We start from the raw sequence: 22037 nt of genomic DNA, 5'->3' as shown, positions 1-22037 counted from the left end.
AGTTATGCATGGCTGTCTTTTTTCACTGGATACCCGATATTCGATGCGCAGTCCCAATTGGTTGTTCCTCGTCTTGCTCTTGTTGCTGGCTGGCCTGCAGTACCGCCTGTGGGTGGGTAATGGCAGCTTCGCGCAGGTAAAAGACCTGACTGAGCAAATTGCTGCACAGCACGCCGAAAATGAGATCCTGCTGGAGCGCAACCGCGTCCTGGACGCTGAAGTGCTTGAGTTGAAAAAAGGCACGGAGACCGTTGAAGAGCGGGCTCGTCACGAACTGGGCATGGTCAAGGAGGGCGAAACCCTCTACCAGTTGGCCCAATGAACAAAAGTTTGCCGGCCTTCTGGGCCGTAATTCCCGCCGCGGGCGTCGGTGCCCGTATGGCTGCGGACCGTCCCAAGCAATATTTGCAACTGGGCGGGCGCACTATTCTTGAACACAGCCTCTACTGTTTTCTCGACCACCCCAATCTCAAGGGGTTGGTGGTCAGCCTTGCCATGGATGACCCTTATTGGCCCAACCTGGCATGCGCCATTGATCCACGTATACAGCGTGCGGACGGCGGTTCGGAGCGCTCGGGTTCGGTGCTAAACGCTCTGTTGCACCTCAATGCCCTGGGCGCGAGCGATGACGACTGGGTGCTGGTGCACGACGCCGCCAGGCCCAATTTAAGCCGCGATGATCTCGACAAACTGTTAAGCGAACTGGCCGATGATGCTGTCGGTGGCCTACTGGCCGTCCCGGCCCGCGATACCCTAAAGCGCGCCGACAAACACGGTCGTGTCGATGAAACCGTCGACCGCAGCCTGATCTGGCAAGCGTACACGCCGCAGATGTTCCGACTCGGTGCGTTGCATCGTGCCTTGGCCGATAGCCTGGTAGCGGATGCGGTCATCACCGATGAGGCCTCGGCAATGGAATGGTCCGGTCAGGCGCCGCGGTTAATTGAGGGGCGTTCGGACAATATCAAGGTGACCCGGCCCGAGGATCTGGAGTGGTTACGGTTACGCTGGGCAAATCGGCAGTGATTGTTGGCTGAGAGGCTGTGCCAGGCAAACGCTGCTCTCGGCGGCGTCTTCATCTTCGGTATGTTTGACCTGAAAGTGCCCATACCGCTGTCATGGGCACCGGTCGCGCGTAGCACCGATTATTGATACGTCGTCTTCCTATGATTTTGTGATCGCGAATGCCGTGTTCATTCTAAGTTCAAGGTGTTCATGGGTGAACTCGCAGCTGAGTCGGCCATTTAGTTGTCTATCTTCTACTGTCAGTTCCAAGTTGCCATGCTTCATTTTGGCGTCGCGTAGCAAAGGATGGTGAACGTTTAGCCGGATGGGGAATCCGGTGATGAGATCGAAACTTCCCGATTCAAAGGGTGGGCTAAAAGAAAAAATATCTATGATTACCGGATGACCGGGGGCTTCAGGGTCTGTTGCGGGCACTCCTATCTGAATCACTTCATGATTGTCGAATTGATAAAAATGTGCGTCTTTGGTCGCATAGCGTTCAGTACTTTCGATCCTTAAGTCGGCTGAACCCTCTGAATCGACGTTGTGCTTTTTATATGCAGCTATGTTCTGTTCAAGCTGCTTTTCGATATCTGCGGTGTTTACATTTTTCATGGCAGTTTCCCTGCGTCATCTTGATAGGCCTCATTGGGCAGCGCCGTAAAATTGATGATGCAGCGCCAGCAGTGAAACCGTAGGGAACCACCATTCATCTTTGCTCACTACTGTCAGAGTTGACAGTAGCGCTGGTCATCATATGAGGTCGTGGGAGAACAGGACGTCAGAGGCTTTGTATTCTGTCCTGTTTGATAGGCCTTCTTTTAGGTAATCCACCAAACTGCGCACCTTTGGCGACAAATGCCGTTGCTGCGGATACAGCGCCCACACCGCTGTATTCGGCGGCTGATGCGCTTCCAGCAGCGACACCAGTGCACCATTGCGCAAATGTTCCAGCACGTAATAATCCGGCAGTTGGCACAATCCCACGCCCTGCAATGCAGCATCCAGCACCGCTTGCCCACTGTTGCAACGCCAGTTTCCCTGCACCCGCTGGGAAAACTCCCGGCCGTCCTGAGCCAGTTGCCAGATATCCGAGCTGCCAATCAGGCAGTTATGCCGACTCAATTCCGACAAGCTATGGGGGCGCCCATAGCGTTCGAGATAGGACGGCGATGCACACAAATACATGCGCCGCGGCGCGAGACGGCTGGCAACCATTCTTGAGTCTGAGAGGCGCCCCAAGCGAATTGCCAGGTCCAGGCCTTCGTGTACCAGATCGAGCTGGCGGTTGCTCAGTTCGATATCCACCCGCAACTGCGGGTACAGCCCCATGAACCGCGTCACCAAAGGCACGATAAATCGCTCGCCATAAGCCACGGCGCACGTCATGCGCAACATGCCTTTTGGCTCGCTGGTCAAGTCGCCCACCGCCCGCAATGCTTCTTCGCGGCCGTCCTGCAAGCGTTGGCAATGCTGGAGGAAGGTTTGCCCGGCTTCGGTCAGGGTCACTTTGCGTGTACTGCGATAAAGCAACCGTGTCTGCAGCCGTTCCTCCAAGCGTGCGACTTGGCGACTGATATGGGACGACGACACACCCAGGCGCTCGGCGGCAGCTGTAAATTGACTGCATTCAGCCACGGCGACGAACTCGTCGATGCCTTCCCAGCGGTTCTCCGACATCATGATTGTCCCTGTACAGCAATAATGTTTTGCTTTTGGCTGGATTATTAATCAGTACGCCATGTTTTACACTCTCCCTCTCAATTTTTAACGCCCTGGAGAAATACCGGATGATTAAGTCCCGCGCCGCCGTCGCCTTCGAAGCCAAGAAACCCCTTGAGATTGTTGAAGTGGATGTCGCCATGCCCAAGGCTGGCGAAGTCCTGCTGCGCGTTGTGGCCTCCGGCGTATGCCACACCGACGCTTACACCCTGTCGGGTGCTGACCCGGAAGGCATCTTTCCATCGATTCTCGGCCACGAGGGCGGTGCGGTGGTTGAAGCGATTGGCGAGGGTGTGACTTCAGTTGCCGTCGGCGACCATGTGATCCCGCTGTACACCCCGGAATGTGGCAAGTGCAAATTCTGCCTGTCGGGCAAGACCAACCTGTGCCAAGCCATTCGAGCCACCCAAGGCAAAGGCCTGATGCCAGATGGCACCACGCGTTTTTCCTACAAGGGTCAGCCGATTTTCCACTACATGGGCACCTCGACCTTCTCCGAGTACACCGTGCTGCCGGAAATTTCCGTGGCCAAGATTCCTAAAGAAGCGCCGCTGGAAAAAGTCTGCTTGCTGGGCTGTGGCGTTACCACCGGTATTGGCGCGGTGATCAACACTGCCAAGGTCAAACCGGGCGACACCGTGGCCATTTTCGGTCTCGGTGGAATTGGTCTGTCGGCCATTATTGGCGCGGTGAAAGCCAAGGCCGGTCGCATCATTGCCATCGACATCAACCCGGCCAAGTTCGAAATCGCCAAGCAATTGGGCGCCACCGACTGCATCAACCCGAAAGAATACGATCGCCCGATCCAGGACGTGATTGTTGATTTGACTGACGGCGGTGTGGATTTTTCCTTCGAGTGCATCGGCAACGTGCAACTGATGCGTGCTGCCCTTGAGTGCTGCCACAAAGGTTGGGGCGAGTCGGTGATCATCGGTGTGGCCGGTGCGGGCCAGGAAATCGCTACGCGCCCATTCCAGTTGGTGACCGGTCGCGTCTGGCGCGGTTCGGCATTCGGCGGCGTACGCGGTCGTAGCGAGTTGCCAAGCTACGTGGAAATGGCCCAGACCGGCGAAATCCCGCTGGACACATTCATTACCCATACCATGGGCCTGGAAGACATCAACAAAGCGTTTGACCTGATGCATGAAGGCAAGAGCATTCGTACCGTCATCCACTTCTGAGGTCTCCCATGAGTCTGGAAAACCTGTCCTGCCAGAAGAGCTTCGGCGGCTGGCATAAACGCTACAAGCATCATTCCGATGTGCTCGATTGCGACATGACCTTCGCCGTTTACCTGCCGCCGCAAGCGGAGCAGGGCGGCAAGCTGCCGGTGTTGTATTGGCTCTCCGGGTTGACCTGCACCGATGAGAACTTCATGCAGAAGGCTGGCGCGCAACGCATGGCCGCCGAGCTGGGGCTGATCATCGTGGCGCCGGATACCAGCCCTCGCGGTCCCGGTGTCCCGGGTGATCCAGATAACGCCTGGGACTTTGGCCTGGGCGCTGGCTTTTACCTGAATGCCACCCAGGAACCATGGGCCAAGCATTATCGGATGCATGACTATGTGGTGCAGGAATTGCCTGCTTTGGTTGAAGCGCATTTCCCCGCTTCGGACAAGCGTGGTATCAGCGGCCACTCCATGGGCGGACACGGCGCACTGGTGTGTGCGTTGCGCAACCCCGGACGTTATCTGTCGGTGTCGGCGTTTTCGCCTATCAATAACCCGATGGATTGCCCGTGGGGCCAGAAAGCCTTCTCCCGTTACCTGGGTGAAGAGCGCTCTAAGTGGCGTGAATGGGATGCCTGCGTATTGATCAGCGAAGCCTCGGAAAAGCTGCCCTTGCTGGTTGATCAGGGCGATCGCGATGATTTCCTCGCGGTGCAGCTCAAGCCTGAGGCCTTGCAGCAAGCGGCCAAGGCGGCCAAGCATCCGCTGGAACTGCGCCTGCAACCCGGCTATGACCACAGCTACTTCTTCATCGCCAGCTTCATCGAAGACCATTTGCGACACCATGGCCGCGCTTTGCTCGGTTAATGTGAGGCAAAAGTAGGTAGAATCACGCCCTGAATTAAATCGGGGCGTTTTTTTATGCGTATTGGCCACGGCTACGATGTGCACCGTTTCGCTGAAGGCGATTTCATCACCCTGGGCGGCGTGCGCATAGCACACCACCATGGGTTGCTGGCTCATTCCGACGGCGACGTTGTCTTGCATGCCTTGAGCGATGCCTTGCTCGGCGCGGCGGCGTTGGGTGATATCGGCAAGCATTTTCCGGACACCGACCCCACCTTCGAGGGCGCTGATAGCCGTGTATTGCTTCGCCACGTGGTCAGCCTGATCCACGCCAAGGGCTGGAAGGTCGGTAACGTCGACAACACTATCGTGGCCCAGGCGCCGAAGATGGCGCCCCATATCGAATCAATGCGTGCACTGATTGCCGCAGACCTGCAAATTGAATTGGATCAAGTGAACGTGAAAGCCACCACCACCGAAAAGCTCGGGTTTACCGGTCGTGAAGAGGGCATTGCGGTGCACTCCGTCGCCTTGTTGCTGCGCGCATGAATGATCTGGAACTGCTGGGCCCGCGTGCCTACGGCGAAGCTTTGGGCAGCGCCGTCCTGAAGGCCACTGCCGAAGATTTTCAGGTGGACGAAGTGCTGGATATCCCGCTGACCGGCGAGGGCGAGCACCTTTGGCTGTGGGTGGAAAAACGTGGCCTCAACACCGAGGAAGCTGCGCGCCGTATCGCCAAGGCCGCCGGCGTGCCGTTGCGCACCGTCAGCTATGCCGGGCTCAAGGACCGTCAGGCGCTGACCCGCCAGTGGTTCAGCGTGCAACTGCCGGGCAAGGCCGACCCGGACATGAGCACTGCTGAAAACGACACGCTCAAGATCCTCAAGACTGCCCGTCACAAGCGCAAGCTGCAGCGCGGCGCGCACGCGGCCAATGGATTCACCTTGCGCCTGACCCAACTGGTGGGTGATACCGCCGCCATCGACGCGCGCCTGCAACTGATTGCCCAGCACGGCATTCCCAACTATTTCGGCACCCAGCGTTTCGGCCACGACGGTGGCAACGTTGTCGACGCCCGTGGATGGGCTGCGCGCAAGGCCCTGCCGGAGCAGCGCAATGTGCGTTCGCGGTTGTTGTCTACGGCGCGTAGTTTCCTCTTCAACAAAGTACTGGCGGCGCGCGTCGCCGACGGTTCCTGGCAGCGTGCGCAAGTGGGTGATCTGCTGGCGTTTACTGACAGCCGCAGTTTTTTTCCGGCGGGTGAGGCTGAGTGCAGCGACCCGCGCCTGGCGATCCTGGATCTGCACCCCACCGGCCCGCAGTGGGGCGAGGGTGATTCTCCGGCGACTGGCGCCACGTTTGAGTTGGAGCAGGCGGTTGCCGCCGGTGAAGCCGACCTGCGGGATTGGCTGGTGAATGCCGGCATGAGCCAGGAACGTCGCATTCTGCGACTGCCCATTGGCGGGTTGACGTGGCATTATCCCGGGCCTGACATTCTGCAATTGGAATTCGTCCTACCGGCCGGATGCTTCGCCACTGTCTTGGTGCGCGAGCTCGTTGATCTGGTGCCGGTGGGGCAGACGGACAGCCCATGCGTATTCTGATATCAAACGATGACGGTGCCACCGCACCCGGTCTTGCTGCGCTCTATGCTGCGCTGGAAGATTACGCCGAGTGCGTGGTGGTTGCCCCCGACCAGGACAAGAGCGGCGCCAGCAGTTCGCTGACGCTCGACCGTCCCCTGCACCCGCAGGTTCTGGCTAATGGCTTTATCAGTGTCAACGGCACGCCCACCGACTGCGTGCACCTGGCGATCAACAGCCTGTTGGATCAAGAGCCGGACCTGGTGGTGTCGGGCATCAACCTCGGCGCCAACCTGGGCGATGATGTGCTGTATTCCGGCACCGTGGCGGCAGCGCTTGAAGGGCGCTTTCTGGGTCGTACCTCGTTCGCTTTTTCGTTTGCCTCGCGGCAACTGGACAATTTGCCCACCGCCGCCTATTTCGCACGCAAGTTGGTGGAGGCTCATGCCTCCCTGGACCTGCCGCCGCGCACGGTGCTCAACGTCAATATTCCCAATTTGCCCCTCGATCACATTCGCGGCATCAAGCTGACACGTCTTGGCCACCGTGCCCGTGCGGCGGCACCGTTGAAGGTGGTCGACCCGCGTGGCAAGGAAGGCTATTGGATAGCGGCAGCTGGCGATGCCGAAGACGGTGGCGAGGGCACGGACTTTCACGCGGTGATGCAGGGTTATGTGTCGATTACTCCGTTGCAATTCGACCGCACCTTCAGCGATGCCTTCAGTGGTCTTGAAGTCTGGCTGGAGGGATTGCGCTGATGGCTCGTGAACAAGACGACCTGCTGCGTCGTGGCATCGGTATGACCTCCCAGCGCACCCGTGAGCGTTTGATTCAGCGCCTTTATGAAGAGGGGTTGTCCAACGCTCAGGTGTTGGAAGTGATCCGCCGCACCCCTCGTCATTTGTTTGTCGATGAAGCCCTGGCCCATCGCGCTTATGAAGATACGGCGTTGCCGATTGGCCATAACCAGACCATCTCCCAGCCCTACATGGTGGCGCGCATGAGCGAGCTGCTGCTGGCGGCGGGCCCGCTGGACAAGGTGCTGGAGATCGGCACCGGTTCCGGCTACCAGACCGCCGTGCTGTCGCAGTTGGTGGAGCGCGTGTTCTCGGTGGAGCGCATCAAGGTGCTGCAAGACCGTGCCAAGGAGCGCCTGGTGGAGCTGAACTTGCGCAACGTGGTATTTCGCTGGGGCGATGGCTGGGAAGGCTGGCCGGCGCTGGCGCCGTACAACGGCATTATCGTCACCGCCGTGGCCACCGATGTTCCGCAAGCGTTGCTCGACCAATTGGCCCCAGGCGGGCGCCTGGTCATCCCGGTCGGTTCCGGCGAAGTGCAACAATTGATGCTTATTGTCCGTGAGGACGACGGTTTTTCCCGGCATGTATTGGGCGCCGTGCGTTTTGTTCCGTTGCTCAACGGACCGCTGGCCTGACGAATTTTCGACGCTACTGAATTCTGCGGACGGGGATTTGTCTTACGGCGGGGTCTATCAAGTCAACATGATAGGTGCGGTGATTCAACACGCTGAATGATTCGTTTCAGTCGCGTGCCGGTAAAACTTCAGTGCCCAGTTATACTTGCGACATATTTCAAGCCTGATACAGGCATTCATGTTCAGCCACCACAAAGGGAGCGGCGGGTGAGTCTCACAGGTCTTGCGCAGCGTATGGGTAAAACAAGTTTTCAACGACTGGTGCTTGGCCTTGTCTTCGGTTCCTTGTTGGTCGGCTGTTCCAGCTCGCCAAGCAGCGGCGCACGGGTCGTTGACCGTAATAGTGCGGCACCGCAAAAGCCCACGGTAACCACCGGGCAATATGTGGTGCGCAAAGGCGACACGATGTTCTCAATCGCCTTCCGTTACGGGTGGGATTACAAGGCACTAGCAGCTCGTAACAATATTCCTGTGCCTTACACCATACATCCGGGTCAGACGATTCGCTTTGACGGTCGCACCGGTTCCACGCCTACGACGGTTGTGACAAACACAGGATCTTCGCCGTCGTCTTCTAGCAAAACCACCATCATTACACGCCCTGCCGGCACTGCTGTCCCGGCGGCCTCAGGCAAGCCAACAGCTGCGCCGTTGCCGCCTGCCGGGCCTGCTCCGACGGGCTGGGGATGGCCCTCAAACGGAGTATTAATTGGAAAATTCTCTTCAAACGGTAGTTTGAATAAAGGCATTGATATCGCCGGTGATTTGGGACAGCCTGTTTTAGCTGCGTCTGATGGGACGGTGGTGTACGCCGGGAGTGGTTTACGGGGCTACGGCGAGCTGGTCATCATCAAACACAGCGATACCTACGTCAGTGCTTACGGTCATAACCGCAGGCTGTTGGTTCGGGAGGGGCAGCAGGTCAAAGTCGGACAGACAATTGCCGAAATGGGTTCAACGGGTACAGACCGGGTGAAACTGCACTTTGAGATTCGCCGTCAAGGGAAGCCTGTAGATCCGCTGCAATTCTTACCCCGTCGTTGATGTGTTGCCAGCCTGTTCCCTCACGTAGAAGGAACAGGCTCCAGCGTTGCCAAGGATAAAGGCGTCGCTTGAGCTTGAGGTCGAACTCACCAAAGGACTATAACAATGGCTCTCAGTAAAGAAGCGCCGGAGTTTGACATCGACGATGAGGTTCTCCTTATGGAGACCGGTATCGCTATGGAATCGATGTCGAATGAGGGACCTGCAACACCTTCAGTTCGTACCAAATCCAAGAACTCTACCGCTTTAAAGCAGCATAAATACATTGATTACACACGGGCGCTCGACGCGACCCAGCTGTATCTCAATGAAATCGGCTTTTCCCCCCTGCTTACCCCCGAAGAAGAAGTCCATTTTGCGCGGTTGTCGCAAAAGGGGGATCCGGCTGGGCGCAAGCGCATGATTGAAAGCAACCTGCGCCTGGTGGTGAAAATCGCCCGACGCTACGTCAATCGTGGGTTGTCCTTGTTGGACCTCATCGAGGAGGGCAATCTGGGCTTGATCCGCGCGGTGGAGAAGTTTGACCCAGAGCGGGGCTTCCGCTTTTCAACCTATGCTACCTGGTGGATCCGCCAGACCATCGAACGGGCGATCATGAATCAAACCCGCACGATCCGGTTGCCGATCCATGTGGTTAAGGAGCTCAACGTCTACCTGCGGGCAGCGCGTGAGCTCACTCAAAAACTCGATCATGAACCCTCGCCCGAAGAAATCGCCAACCTGCTGGAAAAACCGGTAGGGGAGGTCAAGCGCATGCTGGGCCTTAACGAGCGTGTGTCTTCGGTCGATGTCTCGCTGGGTCCGGATTCGGATAAAACCCTGTTGGACACCCTGACGGATGATCGGCCTACAGATCCCTGCGAGCTGTTGCAGGACGATGATCTGTCCCAAAGTATTGACCAGTGGTTGTCGGAGCTTACGGACAAGCAGCGTGAGGTGGTGATTCGCCGCTTCGGCCTGCGCGGCCATGAGAGCAGCACCCTGGAGGACGTAGGCCTGGAGATCGGCCTGACCCGTGAGCGGGTGCGGCAGATCCAGGTGGAAGGGCTTAAGCGCTTGCGCGAGATCCTGGAGAAGAATGGCTTGTCGAGTGAGTCGTTGTTTCAATAACGACACGGCTTGAATGCTTGAATGTGGGAGGGGGCTTGCCCCCGATGGCGGCGTAGCAGTCGATACTTGCATTGACTGACACACCGCTATCGGGGGCAAGCCCCCTCCCACATTTTTTGTGCCGGGCATAAAGTTGGTGCGAATACCAAATCCCAGGCATAAAAAAACCCCGCTTTTAAGGGCGGGGTCTTTTCGACTAAGTCAGTACAAGTTAGATAACTTGAACTTCTTCAGCTTGCATGCCTTTCTGACCGCGGGTAGCGATGAAAGAAACCTGTTGGCCTTCTTTCAGGCTTTTGAAGCCGTCGGATTGGATAGCTTTGAAGTGAACGAACAGGTCGTCACCGGATTGTGGAGTGATGAAGCCGAAGCCTTTTTCATCGTTGAACCACTTAACGGTACCAGTTTGGCGATTAGACATGGTGTATCTCCTTGGACAAAGTTAACTGCGACTCAGGAAAAGCCCTGGCCGAGACTGAGTGCAAAGAGCAGGAAAAATTCTTGGAGATGGTTGGATCGAAATTCAACATATCGTGTAGAGATTCTCAGTGACACAAGCAGCACAGTGGCGCCACCTTAACCCTTTTTCCGGAACGTGCCAATGGTATTTCCGAAGGTTTCTCTATTTTCGTGACTGGCGGTGGTGTTTACAGACCCCTGATCCGGCAGTTCGGCCCCGGCCCCGTTGGTTGCGCCTTATAAACGGCGGGGTATTGATCAAGAAAAGCCCCACGGCCTTTGAACCCCAACGCCGGCCCCGGTAAGATGCCACACAGAATTTTTCCACCTCGCTATTCAGGACACCCGCCATGAGCATCAAATCGGACAAGTGGATTCGCCGCATGGCGCAAGAGCACGGCATGATCGAACCGTTCGTCGAGCGCCAGATTCGTGGTGAAGGCGATGACCGAGTGATTTCGTACGGCGTTTCCAGCTACGGCTACGATGTACGTTGCGCCGATGAGTTCAAGGTGTTCACCAACATCAACTCGGCAATCGTCGATCCGAAGAACTTCGACGAAAAGAGTTTCGTCGACGTCAAGAGCGACGTGTGCATCATTCCGCCAAACTCCTTCGCCCTGGCGCGCACCGTGGAGTTCTTCCGTATTCCGCGTGACGTACTGACCATCTGCCTGGGTAAAAGCACCTACGCGCGTTGCGGCATTATCGTCAACGTGACGCCGCTTGAGCCTGAGTGGGAAGGTCACGTGACCCTGGAGTTCTCCAACACCACCACGCTGCCGGCCAAGATCTACGCCAACGAAGGCGTAGCGCAGATGCTGTTCCTTCAGTCTGATGAGGCCTGTGAAGTGTCCTACAAAGACCGCGCAGGCAAGTACCAAGGCCAGCGCGGCGTCACCTTGCCACGCGCTTGATCGAAAGGTCCTACGCGTAAAGGGAATTAGTCCGAAGAAAGTGACTCTATTGGGTGTACTGCCTCGGCGCGTGCAAAACGCGTCGGGCCACGCTTGAGGAGTACCTTATGAAGATCGACCCGCGAATCAGCGCAGAACTTGCCCGGCTTGAACCCAACCAGATTGGTGTTCTGGCCTGGGCCCTGATGGCCGATCCCGCTTACGCGGGCGGCATCCCTGGCCAACCCGAGCCGGATTACCCGCAGCCCACCGAACCCGGCGAGCCGACTCTTCCGGACGAGCCGCCACCCGCACCTGTCGCTTGATACCAGCCAGGCCAGTCGGTGTTTCAGCCAACTGGCCAGACCTGACGGTCGCCAATCACAAAGATTTGGTGATCATTGTCTTGCTCCACGGTATATCCGCCCGTAAACGCGCCAAACGCCGGCAACAGGCTGACGCTCGAGCTCAGCAGGAAGCACGGTAGGCGTAGGCTTTGCCGGCCCTTGCCGCGCAAGCGATACACCGGGTGCACATGCCCCGCCAACACAAGGTGGCTGGCATGGGCGTCCGGTTCGTGTTGCAGGGCGAATGGGCCCATCAGCAGGGGTTCAGGAACCACTTCGATCCTCAAGTCGGCAGGCGGGTCACCCGCGCGTTTATCGTGATTGCCGCGGATTAAGGTCATCGCCAGGTCGCTGTGGCGCGCTCGCCAGCTTCTCAGTGCGCTCAGCGTGCCGCTGGCGTGGGAGCCTGGACCATGCAGAAAGTCGCCGAGAAAGATCACCTGCGCGCACGGCAGGGCGTTTAACACGCGGTCCAATCGTTGCAGATTGTCGGAGGTCGTGCCTTGTGGCACCGGTTGCCCCAGGCTTCGATAGGCCGATGCCTTGCCAAAGTGCGCATCGGCAATCAACAGGCACTGGCGCGCAGGCCAGTAAACCGCTTTGTCCGCCAGCAACCACAGTTCTTCGCCCCCAAGCGTCACCGAGCAATGCGTCATCGTTTCTCCGCAACTTTTTCCAAGTCCTTGACCATCCGCGCAATGCGCTCTGAAAGTTTTTCCGAACTCATGCTTTCGCGCATCCGCTCCACCAGCAGCGGGAACGCCAGGGGCGTTGGACGTTCGATCACATACACATCCATTTTCAGCGCCGATAACCGAAGCAAGGTCTCTTCGAGTCGGCGAATATCCAACTCGTCACGCAGGACTTCTTCCCCTGCCTGGGCCAGCAACAGGTTTTGCGGGTCATATTGCTTGAACACTTCAAAGAACAATCCACTGGACGCCTGCACCTGCCGCGTACTTTTCGGCGCACCGGGGTAACCGGCAAACACCAGCCCGGCGATACGGGCGATTTCACGAAAGCGCCGCAGCGCCAGTTCCCCGGCATTCAGGCTGGCGGCTACATCCGTCAGCAAATTCGCCGGACTAAGCAGGGTCTCGTTCAGCAACACTGTCCAATCCAACGGCGTGGCGCTCAGTAGCTCCAGACCATAGTCATTGACGGCAATGGAGAAGGTCACCGCCTGCCCTTGGCTGACCCGCCAGGCGAGCAAACTCGCCAGCCCCAAATGCACCTGACGCCCGGCAAACGGGTATAGAAACAGATGCCACCCCTCCCGGGACTTCAGCACTTCGGCCAACAAGTGTTCCCGTGTCGGCAGGCCGGACCAGCGCAACTGCGTCTGCAACAACGGTTGCACCGCCCGCATCTCGGGGCCGTCGAAACGCCCATGGGCCGCAGCGTCAAAGCGCTCCACCACGGCCTGGGCCAGTTCATTGGAAAGCGGCATACGCCCGCCATTCCAGCGCGGTACGGCTGCCTTTTTTGCGGTACTGCGGCGTACGTAAGCGGTCATGTTTTCTACCCGCACCAGCTCCAGCAGACGTCCGGCGAACAGAAAACCATCGCCGGGCTTGAGCCGTGCGATAAAACCTTCCTCCACACTGCCCAGATTCTTGCCGCCGCCGCCTTTGCTCCAGAACTTCAGCTGGATACTCGCGTCGCTGACAATGGTGCCTACGCTCATGCGATGGCGCCGCGCCAACCGAGCGTCGGGGACGCGCCAGATGCCATGCTCGTCGGGCTCCACACGGCGGTAATCCGGATAAGCGGTGAGCGACAAGCCGCCATGGCGCACAAATCCCAGCGCCCAGGCCCAGTCCGCATCCGTAAGGTCGCGATACGCCCAGGCGCCGCGCACTTCCGCCAGCAAGGCATCCGGTGTAAAGCCACCGCCCAAGGCCATGCTCACCAAATGTTGTACGAGTACATCCAACGGTTTGTAGGGCGATTCGCGGGCTTCGATGCGTCGCGCTGCAATTGCATCCTGGGCTGCCGCAGCCTCAACCAGCTCCAGGCTGTGGGTCGGCACCAGCGTCACCCTCGACGGTCGCCCCGGCGCGTGGCCGGAGCGCCCGGCGCGTTGCATCAGGCGGGCGATACCTTTGGCCGAACCGATCTGCAGTACCCGCTCCACCGGTAAAAAATCCACCCCAAGGTCCAGGCTGGAAGTGCACACCACCGCTTTAAGCTGGCCGTCTTTTAAGGCGCGCTCTACCCAATCGCGGGTTTCCCGGGACAGCGAGCCGTGGTGCAGGGCAATCAATCCAGCCCAATCGGGCCGCGCCTCCAGTAAGGCCTGGTACCAGATTTCCGACTGCGCCCGCGTGTTGGTAAACACCAGGCAACTGCTGCTGGCCTCCACCTCGGCGACCACCTGCGGCAACATCTTCAAACCGATATGCCCGGCCCAGGGAAAACGCTCGGTAACCAGCGGCAACAAGGTGTCGACTTTTAGGGATTTGGCCGTTTGCCCCTGCACATTGATTGCACCGCCTTGTGGGACCAAAACCTCAAGCGCGTGGGCCTGATTACCCAGGGTCGCCGAAATGCCCCACACCATCAGATCCGGATGCCAGCGCCGCAGCCTCGCCAACGCCAATTGCAACTGCACGCCGCGCTTGTTACCGATCAGCTCATGCCATTCATCCACCACCACCATGCGCAGGTGCGCCAGGCTCGACTCGCTGTCGGCGCGGGCGAGCATCAGCGTCAGGCTTTCCGGGGTGGTGATCAGAGCGGTGGGTTGGCGGCGGGTTTGCCGGGCGCGCTCGCTGCTGCTGGTATCGCCCGTGCGCAGGCCGACACTCCAGGGAATCTGCAAGGTCGCCAGCGGCGCTTCAAGGGCGCGAGCCGTGTCGGCGGCCAGCGCACGCATCGGCGTGATCCACAGGACGGTGAGGGGCTCGGCAGGCGGTTTGCGTTTGCCCGTAGCAGGCGGGCGGATGTTGGCGAAGCGATTGAGGGCGGCAAACCACAGCGCATAGGTTTTACCGGCGCCGGTGCTGGCGTGCAGCAGCCCGGACTGGCCATCTTTGACCGCCGTCCAAACCGCTTTCTGGAAGTCGAACGGCTTCCAGCCCTTGGCGGCGAACCATGTCTTGGCGAAGTCGTGGGGTTTTGCCATGCGGTGCCTGACGCTCTGGAGGGTCTATTCCCACAGACCCTCCCGGCACAGCAAAGGTTTACTTCAGATTGCCACTCAGGAACTGCTGCAAGCGCTCGCTCTTCGGGTTGCCCAACACATCCTCAGGCGCGCCTTGCTCTTCGACCATGCCCTTGTGCAGGAACAGCACCTGGTTCGACACCTTGCGCGCAAAGCTCATCTCATGGGTGACCATGATCATGGTGCGGCCTTCCTCAGCCAGCCCCTGGATCACCTTCAACACTTCACCCACCAGTTCCGGGTCCAGGGCTGAGGTGGGTTCGTCGAACAGCATCACTTCCGGCTCCATGGCCAACGCGCGGGCGATGGCCACGCGTTGCTGCTGACCACCGGAGAGAAACGCCGGGTACTGGTCGGCCACCCGTGCCGGAAGGCCGACCTTGTCCAGATAGCGGCGAGCACGGTCCTCGGCGTCTTTCTTGCTGCAACCCAATACCCGGCGCGGGGCCATGGTGATGTTTTCCAGCACGCTCATATGGCTCCACAGGTTGAAGTGCTGGAAGACCATCGCCAGCCGCGTGCGCAGGCGCTGCAATTCGGCGTCGTCGGCTACGCGCATGCCGTGGCGGTCGTTGACCATGCGGATCTGTTTGCCGTCGAGGGTCATGGCGCCGTCGTTGGGGGTTTCCAGAAAATTGATGCAGCGCAAAAAGGTGCTTTTGCCCGAGCCGCTGGCGCCGATCAGGCTGATCACATCTCCGGTCTTGGCCTTGAGCGAGACACCTCTGAGCACCTCATTGTCGCCATAGCTTTTATGCAGGCCTTCAACGGTCAATTTGTACATGGGGCGTGCATCCTCAAGGCGAAAGTAGATAGCCGCTGCGATAGGCCTCTGAGCCTGCGACATGGCCGATGACCATCCCCGCAGTGGCCATGCGGCGTAGCGAGCGGGCGTAAAGCAGGCCTGCGTTGTGGCAGTGCACGGGCGTTACGCGGTCGGTAATGGGGTCGATGATCTCAGCGATCAGTTGCCCGGCTTCCAGGTATTCACCGGGCAGGGCGCTGAACACCAACAGGCCGCCCACCGGCGTCGCCACGGGTTCGACGCCTGCCAGGGGCGTGGCCGGGTAGGGCAGGTCGGGCAGCGGTGCAGGGTCGCCGGCAATTGCGCCGAAGTGAATCAGGTAATCGATGATCGCCTGGCAATCGAGGCTGGCCAGGCCGTGGTTGACGTCGCCCTGGCCGCGCAGTTCGACGGTTACCGAAAAGCTGCCCATGGGAATCGGAAAGCGTCCGGCAAAACGTTGCTGCAACTGCCACCAGACCAGGGTGAAGCACTCATCGAAAGACTGCCCGCCGGAGTCGGTGGCCAGCAAGTTGGCTTCCGAGCCTATATAGCGCGCCAACGGCTCCACCCGCGGCCAGGCCTCTGGTGTGGTGTACAGGTGCGCCACGGCTTCGAAGTCGCAATGCAGGTCCAGCACCATGTCGGCGTCGCAGGCCAGGCGCTGCAGTACCAGTCGTTGAGACTGCAACTGGGTTGCGGCGGTTTGCCCGGCCAAGGCGGTGCTCAATGAGGCGCGAATCAGTTCGACATTGTGTTGCGGATCATCTCCGAGCAGCGCCTCGACCTGGTTGCCCACCTCATCACTGAGGTCGACAAACAGGCGATTGAAGTTCTGCCCGCTCTCCAACTCGTAGCGGCCCAGGGGGATATCCATCAACACCTGTTCCAGGCCCACCGGGTTGGCGATGGGCACCAACACGATCTCGCTCAACAGCCGCCCAGCCGCCGCCAATTCGGCGAGGCGCATCTTTAAGTGCCAGGCCACCAGCATGCCGGGCAGCTCATCGGCATGCAGCGACGACTGGATGTAAACCTTGCCTGCGGCCTGCTGCGGGCCGAAGTGGAAACTGTGGATTTGCCGCGCCGTGCCTGGCACCGGCGCAATCAGTTCATGTAGCTGATGACGCATGAAGGCTCCTTAATGGCTCGGCCCGAGAAAGGCCAGCCAGCGACGTTCCGCCAGCCGAAACAGGCCGACCAGGGCAAAGGTCACGGCGAGGTAGATCAGCGCGGCAATGCCGAACGATTGAAAGGTCATGAAGGTCGCCGAGTTGGCATCTCGCGCCACTTTGAGGATGTCCGGAATCGTCGCGGTAAACGCCACGGTGGTCGAATGCAGCATCAGGATCACTTCGTTGCTGTAGTACGGCAGCGAACGGCGCAGTGCGGACGGCATGATCACATAGGCGTACAGCTTCCAGCCGCTGAGCCCGTAGGCCTTGGCCGCCTCGACTTCGCCGTGGGCCATGCTGCGGATGGACCCGGCGAAAATCTCCGTGGTGTAGGCGCAGGTGTTAAGGGCGAAGGCCAGGATCGTGCAGTTCATTGCATCGCGAAAGAACGCATCCAGTACCGGTTGTTCGCGCACGGCGGCGATGCTGTAGATGCCGGTGTAGCAGATCAGCAACTGGATATAGAGCGGTGTGCCACGAAACAGGTAGGTGTAGAACTGCACCGGCCAGCGTACCAGCGGGTTGCGCGACACGCGGGCGATGGACAGCGGGATCGACACCAGAAAGCCGATCACCAGTGCGGCGCTGAGCAACCACATGGTCATGGCCAGGCCAGTAATGTGTTGGCCGTCGCTGTAAAGGAACGGGCGCCAGTATTCCTGCAAGAGTTCGATCATCGCACCGCCTCCCGGGAGCCTGCGGAGTAGCGACGTTCAAGACGGCGCAAGACAAAGTTGGAGACGCTGGTGATCACCAGGTAGATCAGCGCGGCCAGCACCAGGAAATAAAACAACTGATAAGTGCTTTTACCCGCGTCCTGGGCCGCCTTGACCAAGTCCGCCAAGCCGATGATCGATACCAGTGCGGTGGCCTTGAGCATCACCATCCAGTTATTGCCGATGCCCGGCAGGGCGAAGCGCATCATCTGCGGGAAGGTCACGTAGCGAAAGCGTTGCCCGCGCTTGAGCCCATAGGCAGTGGCGGCTTCCAACTGGCCACGGGGCACGGCGAGGATCGCGCCGCGAAAGGTCTCGGTGAAGTAGGCACCGTAGATAAAGCCCAGGGTGATCACCCCGGCGCTGAATGGGTCGATCTCGATGTATTCCCATTCCATAAAGTCGGTCAGGCCGGTAAGCCAGGTTTGCAGGCTGTAAAAAATCAGCAGCATCAGCACCAAGTCGGGTACGCCACGGATCAACGTGGTGTAGAGCTGGGCGGGAATGCGCAGGAAGGGCAGGCTGGAGAGTTTGGCGCTGGCGCCGAGCAGGCCCAGCAACACGCTGACGGCCAGGGACAACACCGACAACTTGAGGGTCATCCAGGTGCCTTGCAGCAACAGCGGGCCGAAACCCTTCAAGCTGAACGCGCTCAGCCCGAGGGTTTGCAACAGATCTTCGAACATAAATCAGGACCTATGGCGATAAAAAAGCGCCCCTCCACTGGAGGGGCGCCCCGGGCATTATTTGCCGCTGTACAGGTTCAGATCGCCAAAGTGTTTCTTCTGGATAGTGGCGTAGGTGCCATCATCGTGTAACGCTTTGATACCTTTATCCAAAAGCGCCTTGAGTTCAGTGTTACCTTTTTTGATACCGATCGCGGTTTTCGACGGCAGCAATGGGTCGTCAATAGCTGCGCTGACTTCGTAGCCGGCACCGGCTGGCGACTTCAGGAAACCGAGTTCGGCTTGCAGCATGTCCTGTACGGAAGCGTCGAGACGGCCGGAAGTCAGGTCAGCATAAACCTGGTCCTGGTTGGCGTAGGCCTTGGTGGTCACACCGGCCTTGTCCAGCACAGCCTTGGCATAGGCTTCCTGGATGGTGCCTTGCTCGTAGCCCACGGACTTGCCTTTGAGCGACTCAGGTGTCGAGAAGCCAGCGCCTTTCTTGAACACCAGCGAGGTTGGGCCGGAGAACAGCTCGTTGGAGAAGTCGATGGCCTTTTCACGCACCGGGGTCACGGTCATGGACGAGATCACGCCGTCGAACTTGTTGGCCTTCAGGCCTGGGATCATGCCGTCGAAGTCGCTTTCGACCCACTTGCACTTGACCTTCAGCTCGGCACAGATGGCATTGCCCAGATCGATATCGAAGCCCACAAGGCTGCCGTCAGCAGCTTTGGATTCGAAGGGCGCGTAGGACGGATCGACACCAAAACGCAATTCCTTGTATTCCTTGGCCAGCGCGGTACCGGCGGCCATGCACAGAGCCAGTGCAGAAAGGGTCAGCAATGCTTTTTTCATTATGTAATCCCTGGAAACCAAGATAAGCGCTTGTGGCGCGTTTAGGACTGTTACTGAACGGTGTCAGACGGAACACAAGTAGCAATTTCTGCACCATAGTTCCGAATGATCGTTTTAAAAGGTGGGCAGAGGGAATCTTGAGTGTAGGAGATGCCCGAAAGTGGGCATCGGAAAATGAGTGCACCATTACGAGTCATACGGAAATTAAAACCTGGGAGCGGGCGTTACGTCAGGCCAGGAGATCTTGCAGAGTGGCGAGGCTGTCGGCTTCCTCTACCGCCTTGTCCTGGCGCCACCGCAACATCCGCGGAAAGCGCACCGCAATCCCGCTTTTATGCCGCTTGGACAGGGCGATCCCCTCAAACCCCAACTCGAACACCATACTTGGCGTGACGCTGCTGACCGGGCCGAACTTCTCCACCGTAGTCTTGCGCACAATCGCGTCGACCTTGCGCATCTCCTCGTCGGTCAATCCGGAATAGGCCTTGGCAAACGGCACCAGGCTGCGCTCGCTGCCGGGCGGGCCGTCCCACACGGCAAAGGTGTAGTCGCTGTAGAGGCTGGCGCGCCGGCCATGGCCGCGCTGGGCGTAGATCAACACGGCGTCGACGCTGAACGGGTCGACTTTCCACTTCCACCACAGGCCCATGTCCTTGGTGCGGCCGACGCCATACAGGCCTTGGCGATTCTTGAGCATCATGCCCTCGACGCCGAGGCTGCGGGAGGCTTCGCGTTGCTGCGCAAGGTCCTGCCAAGTTGCACCCGTCAGCAGCGGTGAGGGCTGCAATACCGGTTGGTTGCACACAGCAATCACCTGTTCCAACTGTGCGCGGCGCTCGGCCTGGGTGTGGTTGCGCCAGTCGTCGCCCGCATGTTCCAGCAGGTCGTAGGCCAGCACCGCTACCGGCGCATCCTCAAGGACTTTTTTGCTCAGGGTCTTGCGACCGATACGCTGCTGCAACAGAGCGAAGGGTTGCACTGATTCTTTCCACACCACGATTTCGCCGTCGATCACCGTGCCATCGGGCAGGCCACTTACCAGGCTGTGAAGTTCGGGAAAACGGTCAGTCACCAATTCTTCACCCCTGGACCAGACCCACAGGCGCCCCTCGCGCTTGACCACTTGCGCTCGAATGCCGTCCCACTTCCACTCCACCTGCCAGTCGGCTGGGGAGCCAAGCAATGCATCGAATTGCTCTACCGGCTGCGACAACCCGTGAGCAAGAAAAAACGGATACGGCTGACCGCCGCGTTGCGCATGTTCGTCGGACGATTCTGCGGCGATCAGTTTGAGGTAGCCCTGGGGTGTCGGGCGGTTGGACAGATCGGTGTAGCCCACCAGCCGCTGGGCCACGCGTTTGCTGTCCAGCCCGGCCATGGCGGCAAGGGCGCGGGTGACCAGCAATTTGGAGACGCCCACACGAAAGCTGCCGGTGATCAATTTGATGCACACCATCAGGCTCGGTTGATCCAGCTGTGCCCATAACGCTGGCAGGCGCTCTGCCAGGTCCTGAGGTGAGAGGCCGCGCAAGGGCAGGAGTTTTTCTTCCAGCCATACGGCAAGGCCGTCTTCTGAGGTGTAGGTTGATTCCGGCAGCAGCAGGGAAATCGTTTCGGCCAGGTCTCCCACCGACTGATAGCTCTCTTCGAACAGCCAAGGCTCGATGCCGGACGCTTCGGTGGCCATGTCCCGCAGCAGGCGCGTCGGCACCAGTTGTCGAGGGCGTCCGCCGGACAGGAAATACACTGCCCATGCCGCATCCTCAGGCGGCGCCTTCAGGACGTAGGCTTGCAGGGCCGCGAGCTTGGCGTTACTGGAAGTGGTGGCGTCGAGGTTGGCGTACAGCTCGGCGAAGGCCTTCATGCGCTGACCTCTTCTTCGTCGTCACCGTACTCGGTGGTGAAACCCTGGGCGTCCAGGCCTTTTTCCCGCAAGTGGCGCACCAATACGCCGACTGAGCCGTGGGTCACCATCACCCGTTCCGCGCCGGTTTGTTCGATGGCCCACAACAAACCGGGCCAGTCGGCGTGGTCCGAGAGCACAAAACCTCGGTCCACACCGCGCCGCCGCCGTGTGCCGCGCAGGCGCATCCAGCCGCTGGCGAACGCGTCGCTGTAGTCGCCGAAACGCTTGATCCAACTGCTGCCGCCGGCGGAGGGCGGGGCAATGATCAGGGCTTGGCGCAGCAGCGGGTCGGTCTTGGTGAAGTCACCGGCGTAGAGCGTCTCGGGAATGTAGACGCCGGCCTCGCGGTACACCCGGTTCAGCGGTTCGACTGCGCCGTGGCTGAGGATCGGGCCGATGCTGGCGTCGATGCCATGCAGGATGCGCTGGGCTTTGCCGAAGGAATAGCAGTACAACACGCTGGCCTTGCCGGCAGTGATATTGGCCTGCCACCAATCGTTGATCCCGGCAAAAATCTGCGCCTGGGGCTGCCACCGGTAGATCGGCAGGCCAAAGGTGGATTCGGTGATAAAGGTGTGGCAACGCACCGGTTCGAAGGGCGCGCAGGTGCCATCAGGCTCGACTTTGTAATCGCCAGACGCCACCCAGACTTCACCTTGGTATTCCAGGCGCACCTGGGCTGAGCCGAGCACATGCCCGGCCGGATGGAAACTCAACGTCACGCCGTGATGCTGCAGTTTCTCGCCGTAAGCCAGGGTTTGCAGGTTGATGTCCTGTCCCAGGCGCGAGCGCAGGATGCCTTCGCCGGGCGCGGCGGCCAGGTAATGCTGGTTGCCGGTGCGGGCGTGGTCGCCGTGGGCGTGGGTGATGACGGAGCGTTCTACCGGGCGCCAAGGGTCGATGTAGAAATCACCGGCGGGGCAGTAGAGACCTTCAGGGCGGGCGATGACAAGGTCCATGGGGTGTGCCGTGGGCGATGGGCTTATCAGTAGGAGGAGAATGAACCTGGAGAAGTTCTATCTAAATGCAGAGAGCCAAATGTGGGAGGGTGCTTGCTCCCGATGGCGGTGGATCAGTCAAATTTGTATTGGCTGACCCACTGCTATCGGGAGCAAGCACCCTCCCACATTTTGACCCGGTTTCTTCAGGAGA

General features: G+C 59.3%; 24 protein-coding genes. 12 read left to right on the top strand and 12 right to left on the bottom strand.

Annotated elements, in window-relative coordinates; translation table 11 throughout:
- The first annotated feature begins 43 nt into the window (after positions 1-43).
- Positions 44-322, top strand: a complete 279-nt coding sequence (gene ftsB / locus ACVWXD_RS18310; RefSeq protein WP_003231201.1) for a cell division protein FtsB — start codon at positions 44-46, stop codon at positions 320-322.
- Positions 319-1026: a 2-C-methyl-D-erythritol 4-phosphate cytidylyltransferase gene (gene ispD / locus ACVWXD_RS18305; RefSeq protein ID WP_457371237.1), complete on the top strand. Its 708-nt coding sequence runs from the start codon at positions 319-321 to the stop codon at positions 1024-1026. The genes ftsB and ispD overlap by 4 nt, the downstream gene beginning before the upstream one ends.
- Before the next feature lie 138 nt (positions 1027-1164).
- On the opposite strand, the gene ACVWXD_RS18300 is transcribed toward ispD, so the two are convergent.
- Complete coding sequence (locus ACVWXD_RS18300; RefSeq protein ID WP_122755694.1) at positions 1165-1620, bottom strand: hypothetical protein; 456 nt, start codon at positions 1618-1620, stop codon at positions 1165-1167.
- Between the two features lie 138 nt (positions 1621-1758).
- Complete coding sequence (locus ACVWXD_RS18295; RefSeq protein ID WP_122755695.1) at positions 1759-2685, bottom strand: LysR substrate-binding domain-containing protein; 927 nt, start codon at positions 2683-2685, stop codon at positions 1759-1761.
- Between the two features lie 110 nt (positions 2686-2795).
- On the opposite strand from ACVWXD_RS18295, the gene ACVWXD_RS18290 reads away from it, so the two are divergent.
- From ACVWXD_RS18290 to rpoS, 8 genes are all read left to right on the top strand, one after another.
- Entirely contained in the window at positions 2796-3908 is a 1113-nt protein-coding gene (locus tag ACVWXD_RS18290; protein ID WP_032891635.1) for an S-(hydroxymethyl)glutathione dehydrogenase/class III alcohol dehydrogenase, read from the top strand.
- An 8-nt stretch (positions 3909-3916) separates the two neighbouring features.
- Positions 3917-4762 (top strand): S-formylglutathione hydrolase, encoded by an 846-nt coding sequence (fghA, locus tag ACVWXD_RS18285; RefSeq protein ID WP_032891634.1) that lies wholly within the window; start codon positions 3917-3919, stop codon positions 4760-4762.
- A 54-nt stretch (positions 4763-4816) separates the two neighbouring features.
- Positions 4817-5290 carry a 2-C-methyl-D-erythritol 2,4-cyclodiphosphate synthase gene (ispF, locus tag ACVWXD_RS18280; RefSeq protein ID WP_181642728.1) on the top strand — a complete coding sequence of 158 codons (474 nt, stop codon included), beginning with the start codon at positions 4817-4819 and terminating at the stop codon, positions 5288-5290.
- Positions 5287-6345: a tRNA pseudouridine(13) synthase TruD gene (gene truD, locus ACVWXD_RS18275; protein WP_032891632.1), complete on the top strand. Its 1059-nt coding sequence runs from the start codon at positions 5287-5289 to the stop codon at positions 6343-6345. Before ispF ends, truD begins: the two co-directional genes overlap by 4 nt.
- Positions 6333-7082, top strand: coding sequence for a 5'/3'-nucleotidase SurE (gene surE, locus ACVWXD_RS18270; protein ID WP_032891631.1), 750 nt, complete (start codon positions 6333-6335; stop codon positions 7080-7082). The genes truD and surE overlap by 13 nt, the downstream gene beginning before the upstream one ends.
- Positions 7083-7123: 41 nt before the next feature.
- Complete coding sequence (locus ACVWXD_RS18265) at positions 7124-7759, top strand: protein-L-isoaspartate(D-aspartate) O-methyltransferase (RefSeq protein ID WP_169899534.1); 636 nt, start codon at positions 7124-7126, stop codon at positions 7757-7759.
- Between the two features lie 207 nt (positions 7760-7966).
- Positions 7967-8803: a peptidoglycan DD-metalloendopeptidase family protein gene (locus tag ACVWXD_RS18260; RefSeq protein ID WP_032891630.1), complete on the top strand. Its 837-nt coding sequence runs from the start codon at positions 7967-7969 to the stop codon at positions 8801-8803.
- Positions 8804-8908: 105 nt separating this feature from the next.
- Entirely contained in the window at positions 8909-9913 is a 1005-nt protein-coding gene (gene rpoS, locus ACVWXD_RS18255; protein ID WP_032891629.1) for an RNA polymerase sigma factor RpoS, read from the top strand.
- A 211-nt stretch (positions 9914-10124) separates the two neighbouring features.
- On the opposite strand, the gene ACVWXD_RS18250 is transcribed toward rpoS, so the two are convergent.
- Positions 10125-10334, bottom strand: coding sequence for a cold-shock protein (locus tag ACVWXD_RS18250; protein ID WP_002554837.1), 210 nt, complete (start codon positions 10332-10334; stop codon positions 10125-10127).
- Between the two features lie 388 nt (positions 10335-10722).
- Here ACVWXD_RS18250 and dcd point away from each other — a divergent pair, with 388 nt between their 5' ends.
- Positions 10723-11289: a dCTP deaminase gene (gene dcd / locus ACVWXD_RS18245; RefSeq protein WP_003172320.1), complete on the top strand. Its 567-nt coding sequence runs from the start codon at positions 10723-10725 to the stop codon at positions 11287-11289.
- A gap of 107 nt (positions 11290-11396) precedes the next feature.
- Positions 11397-11594 carry a hypothetical protein gene (locus tag ACVWXD_RS18240; RefSeq protein ID WP_181642727.1) on the top strand — a complete coding sequence of 66 codons (198 nt, stop codon included), beginning with the start codon at positions 11397-11399 and terminating at the stop codon, positions 11592-11594.
- A 23-nt stretch (positions 11595-11617) separates the two neighbouring features.
- On the opposite strand, the gene pdeM is transcribed toward ACVWXD_RS18240, so the two are convergent.
- The 9 genes from pdeM to ACVWXD_RS18195 all read right to left on the bottom strand — a co-directional run bounded on the left by pdeM (position 11618) and on the right by ACVWXD_RS18195 (position 21844).
- Positions 11618-12271 (bottom strand): ligase-associated DNA damage response endonuclease PdeM, encoded by a 654-nt coding sequence (gene pdeM / locus ACVWXD_RS18235; protein ID WP_457371236.1) that lies wholly within the window; start codon positions 12269-12271, stop codon positions 11618-11620.
- On the bottom strand, positions 12268-14742 hold the full coding sequence (locus ACVWXD_RS18230; RefSeq protein ID WP_099601281.1) for a ligase-associated DNA damage response DEXH box helicase: 2475 nt from the start codon (positions 14740-14742) through the stop codon (positions 12268-12270). The genes pdeM and ACVWXD_RS18230 overlap by 4 nt, the downstream gene beginning before the upstream one ends.
- 58 nt (positions 14743-14800) lie before the next feature.
- Complete coding sequence (locus ACVWXD_RS18225; protein ID WP_032891624.1) at positions 14801-15565, bottom strand: ABC transporter ATP-binding protein; 765 nt, start codon at positions 15563-15565, stop codon at positions 14801-14803.
- Positions 15566-15578: 13 nt separating this feature from the next.
- Complete coding sequence (locus ACVWXD_RS18220; RefSeq protein WP_457371235.1) at positions 15579-16697, bottom strand: succinylglutamate desuccinylase/aspartoacylase family protein; 1119 nt, start codon at positions 16695-16697, stop codon at positions 15579-15581.
- 9 nt (positions 16698-16706) lie between these two features.
- On the bottom strand, positions 16707-17417 hold the full coding sequence (locus ACVWXD_RS18215; protein ID WP_032891620.1) for an ABC transporter permease: 711 nt from the start codon (positions 17415-17417) through the stop codon (positions 16707-16709).
- Complete coding sequence (locus ACVWXD_RS18210; RefSeq protein ID WP_032891617.1) at positions 17414-18142, bottom strand: ABC transporter permease; 729 nt, start codon at positions 18140-18142, stop codon at positions 17414-17416. The genes ACVWXD_RS18215 and ACVWXD_RS18210 overlap by 4 nt, the downstream gene beginning before the upstream one ends.
- A gap of 57 nt (positions 18143-18199) precedes the next feature.
- The gene (locus tag ACVWXD_RS18205; RefSeq protein WP_032891615.1) at positions 18200-18979 is read right to left on the bottom strand and encodes a transporter substrate-binding domain-containing protein; all 780 of its coding nucleotides are present in this window, start codon (positions 18977-18979) and stop codon (positions 18200-18202) included.
- Between the two features lie 229 nt (positions 18980-19208).
- Positions 19209-20843 carry an ATP-dependent DNA ligase gene (locus tag ACVWXD_RS18200; RefSeq protein ID WP_457371234.1) on the bottom strand — a complete coding sequence of 545 codons (1635 nt, stop codon included), beginning with the start codon at positions 20841-20843 and terminating at the stop codon, positions 19209-19211.
- Complete coding sequence (locus tag ACVWXD_RS18195) at positions 20840-21844, bottom strand: ligase-associated DNA damage response exonuclease (protein WP_260366660.1); 1005 nt, start codon at positions 21842-21844, stop codon at positions 20840-20842. The genes ACVWXD_RS18200 and ACVWXD_RS18195 overlap by 4 nt, the downstream gene beginning before the upstream one ends.
- Between the last annotated feature and the right edge of the window lie 193 nt (positions 21845-22037).

The organism is Pseudomonas sp. TE3911, assembly GCF_054062775.1.
Note: the sequence above shows the minus strand (reverse complement) of the source record. Positions and strands in the feature narration are given on the sequence as shown.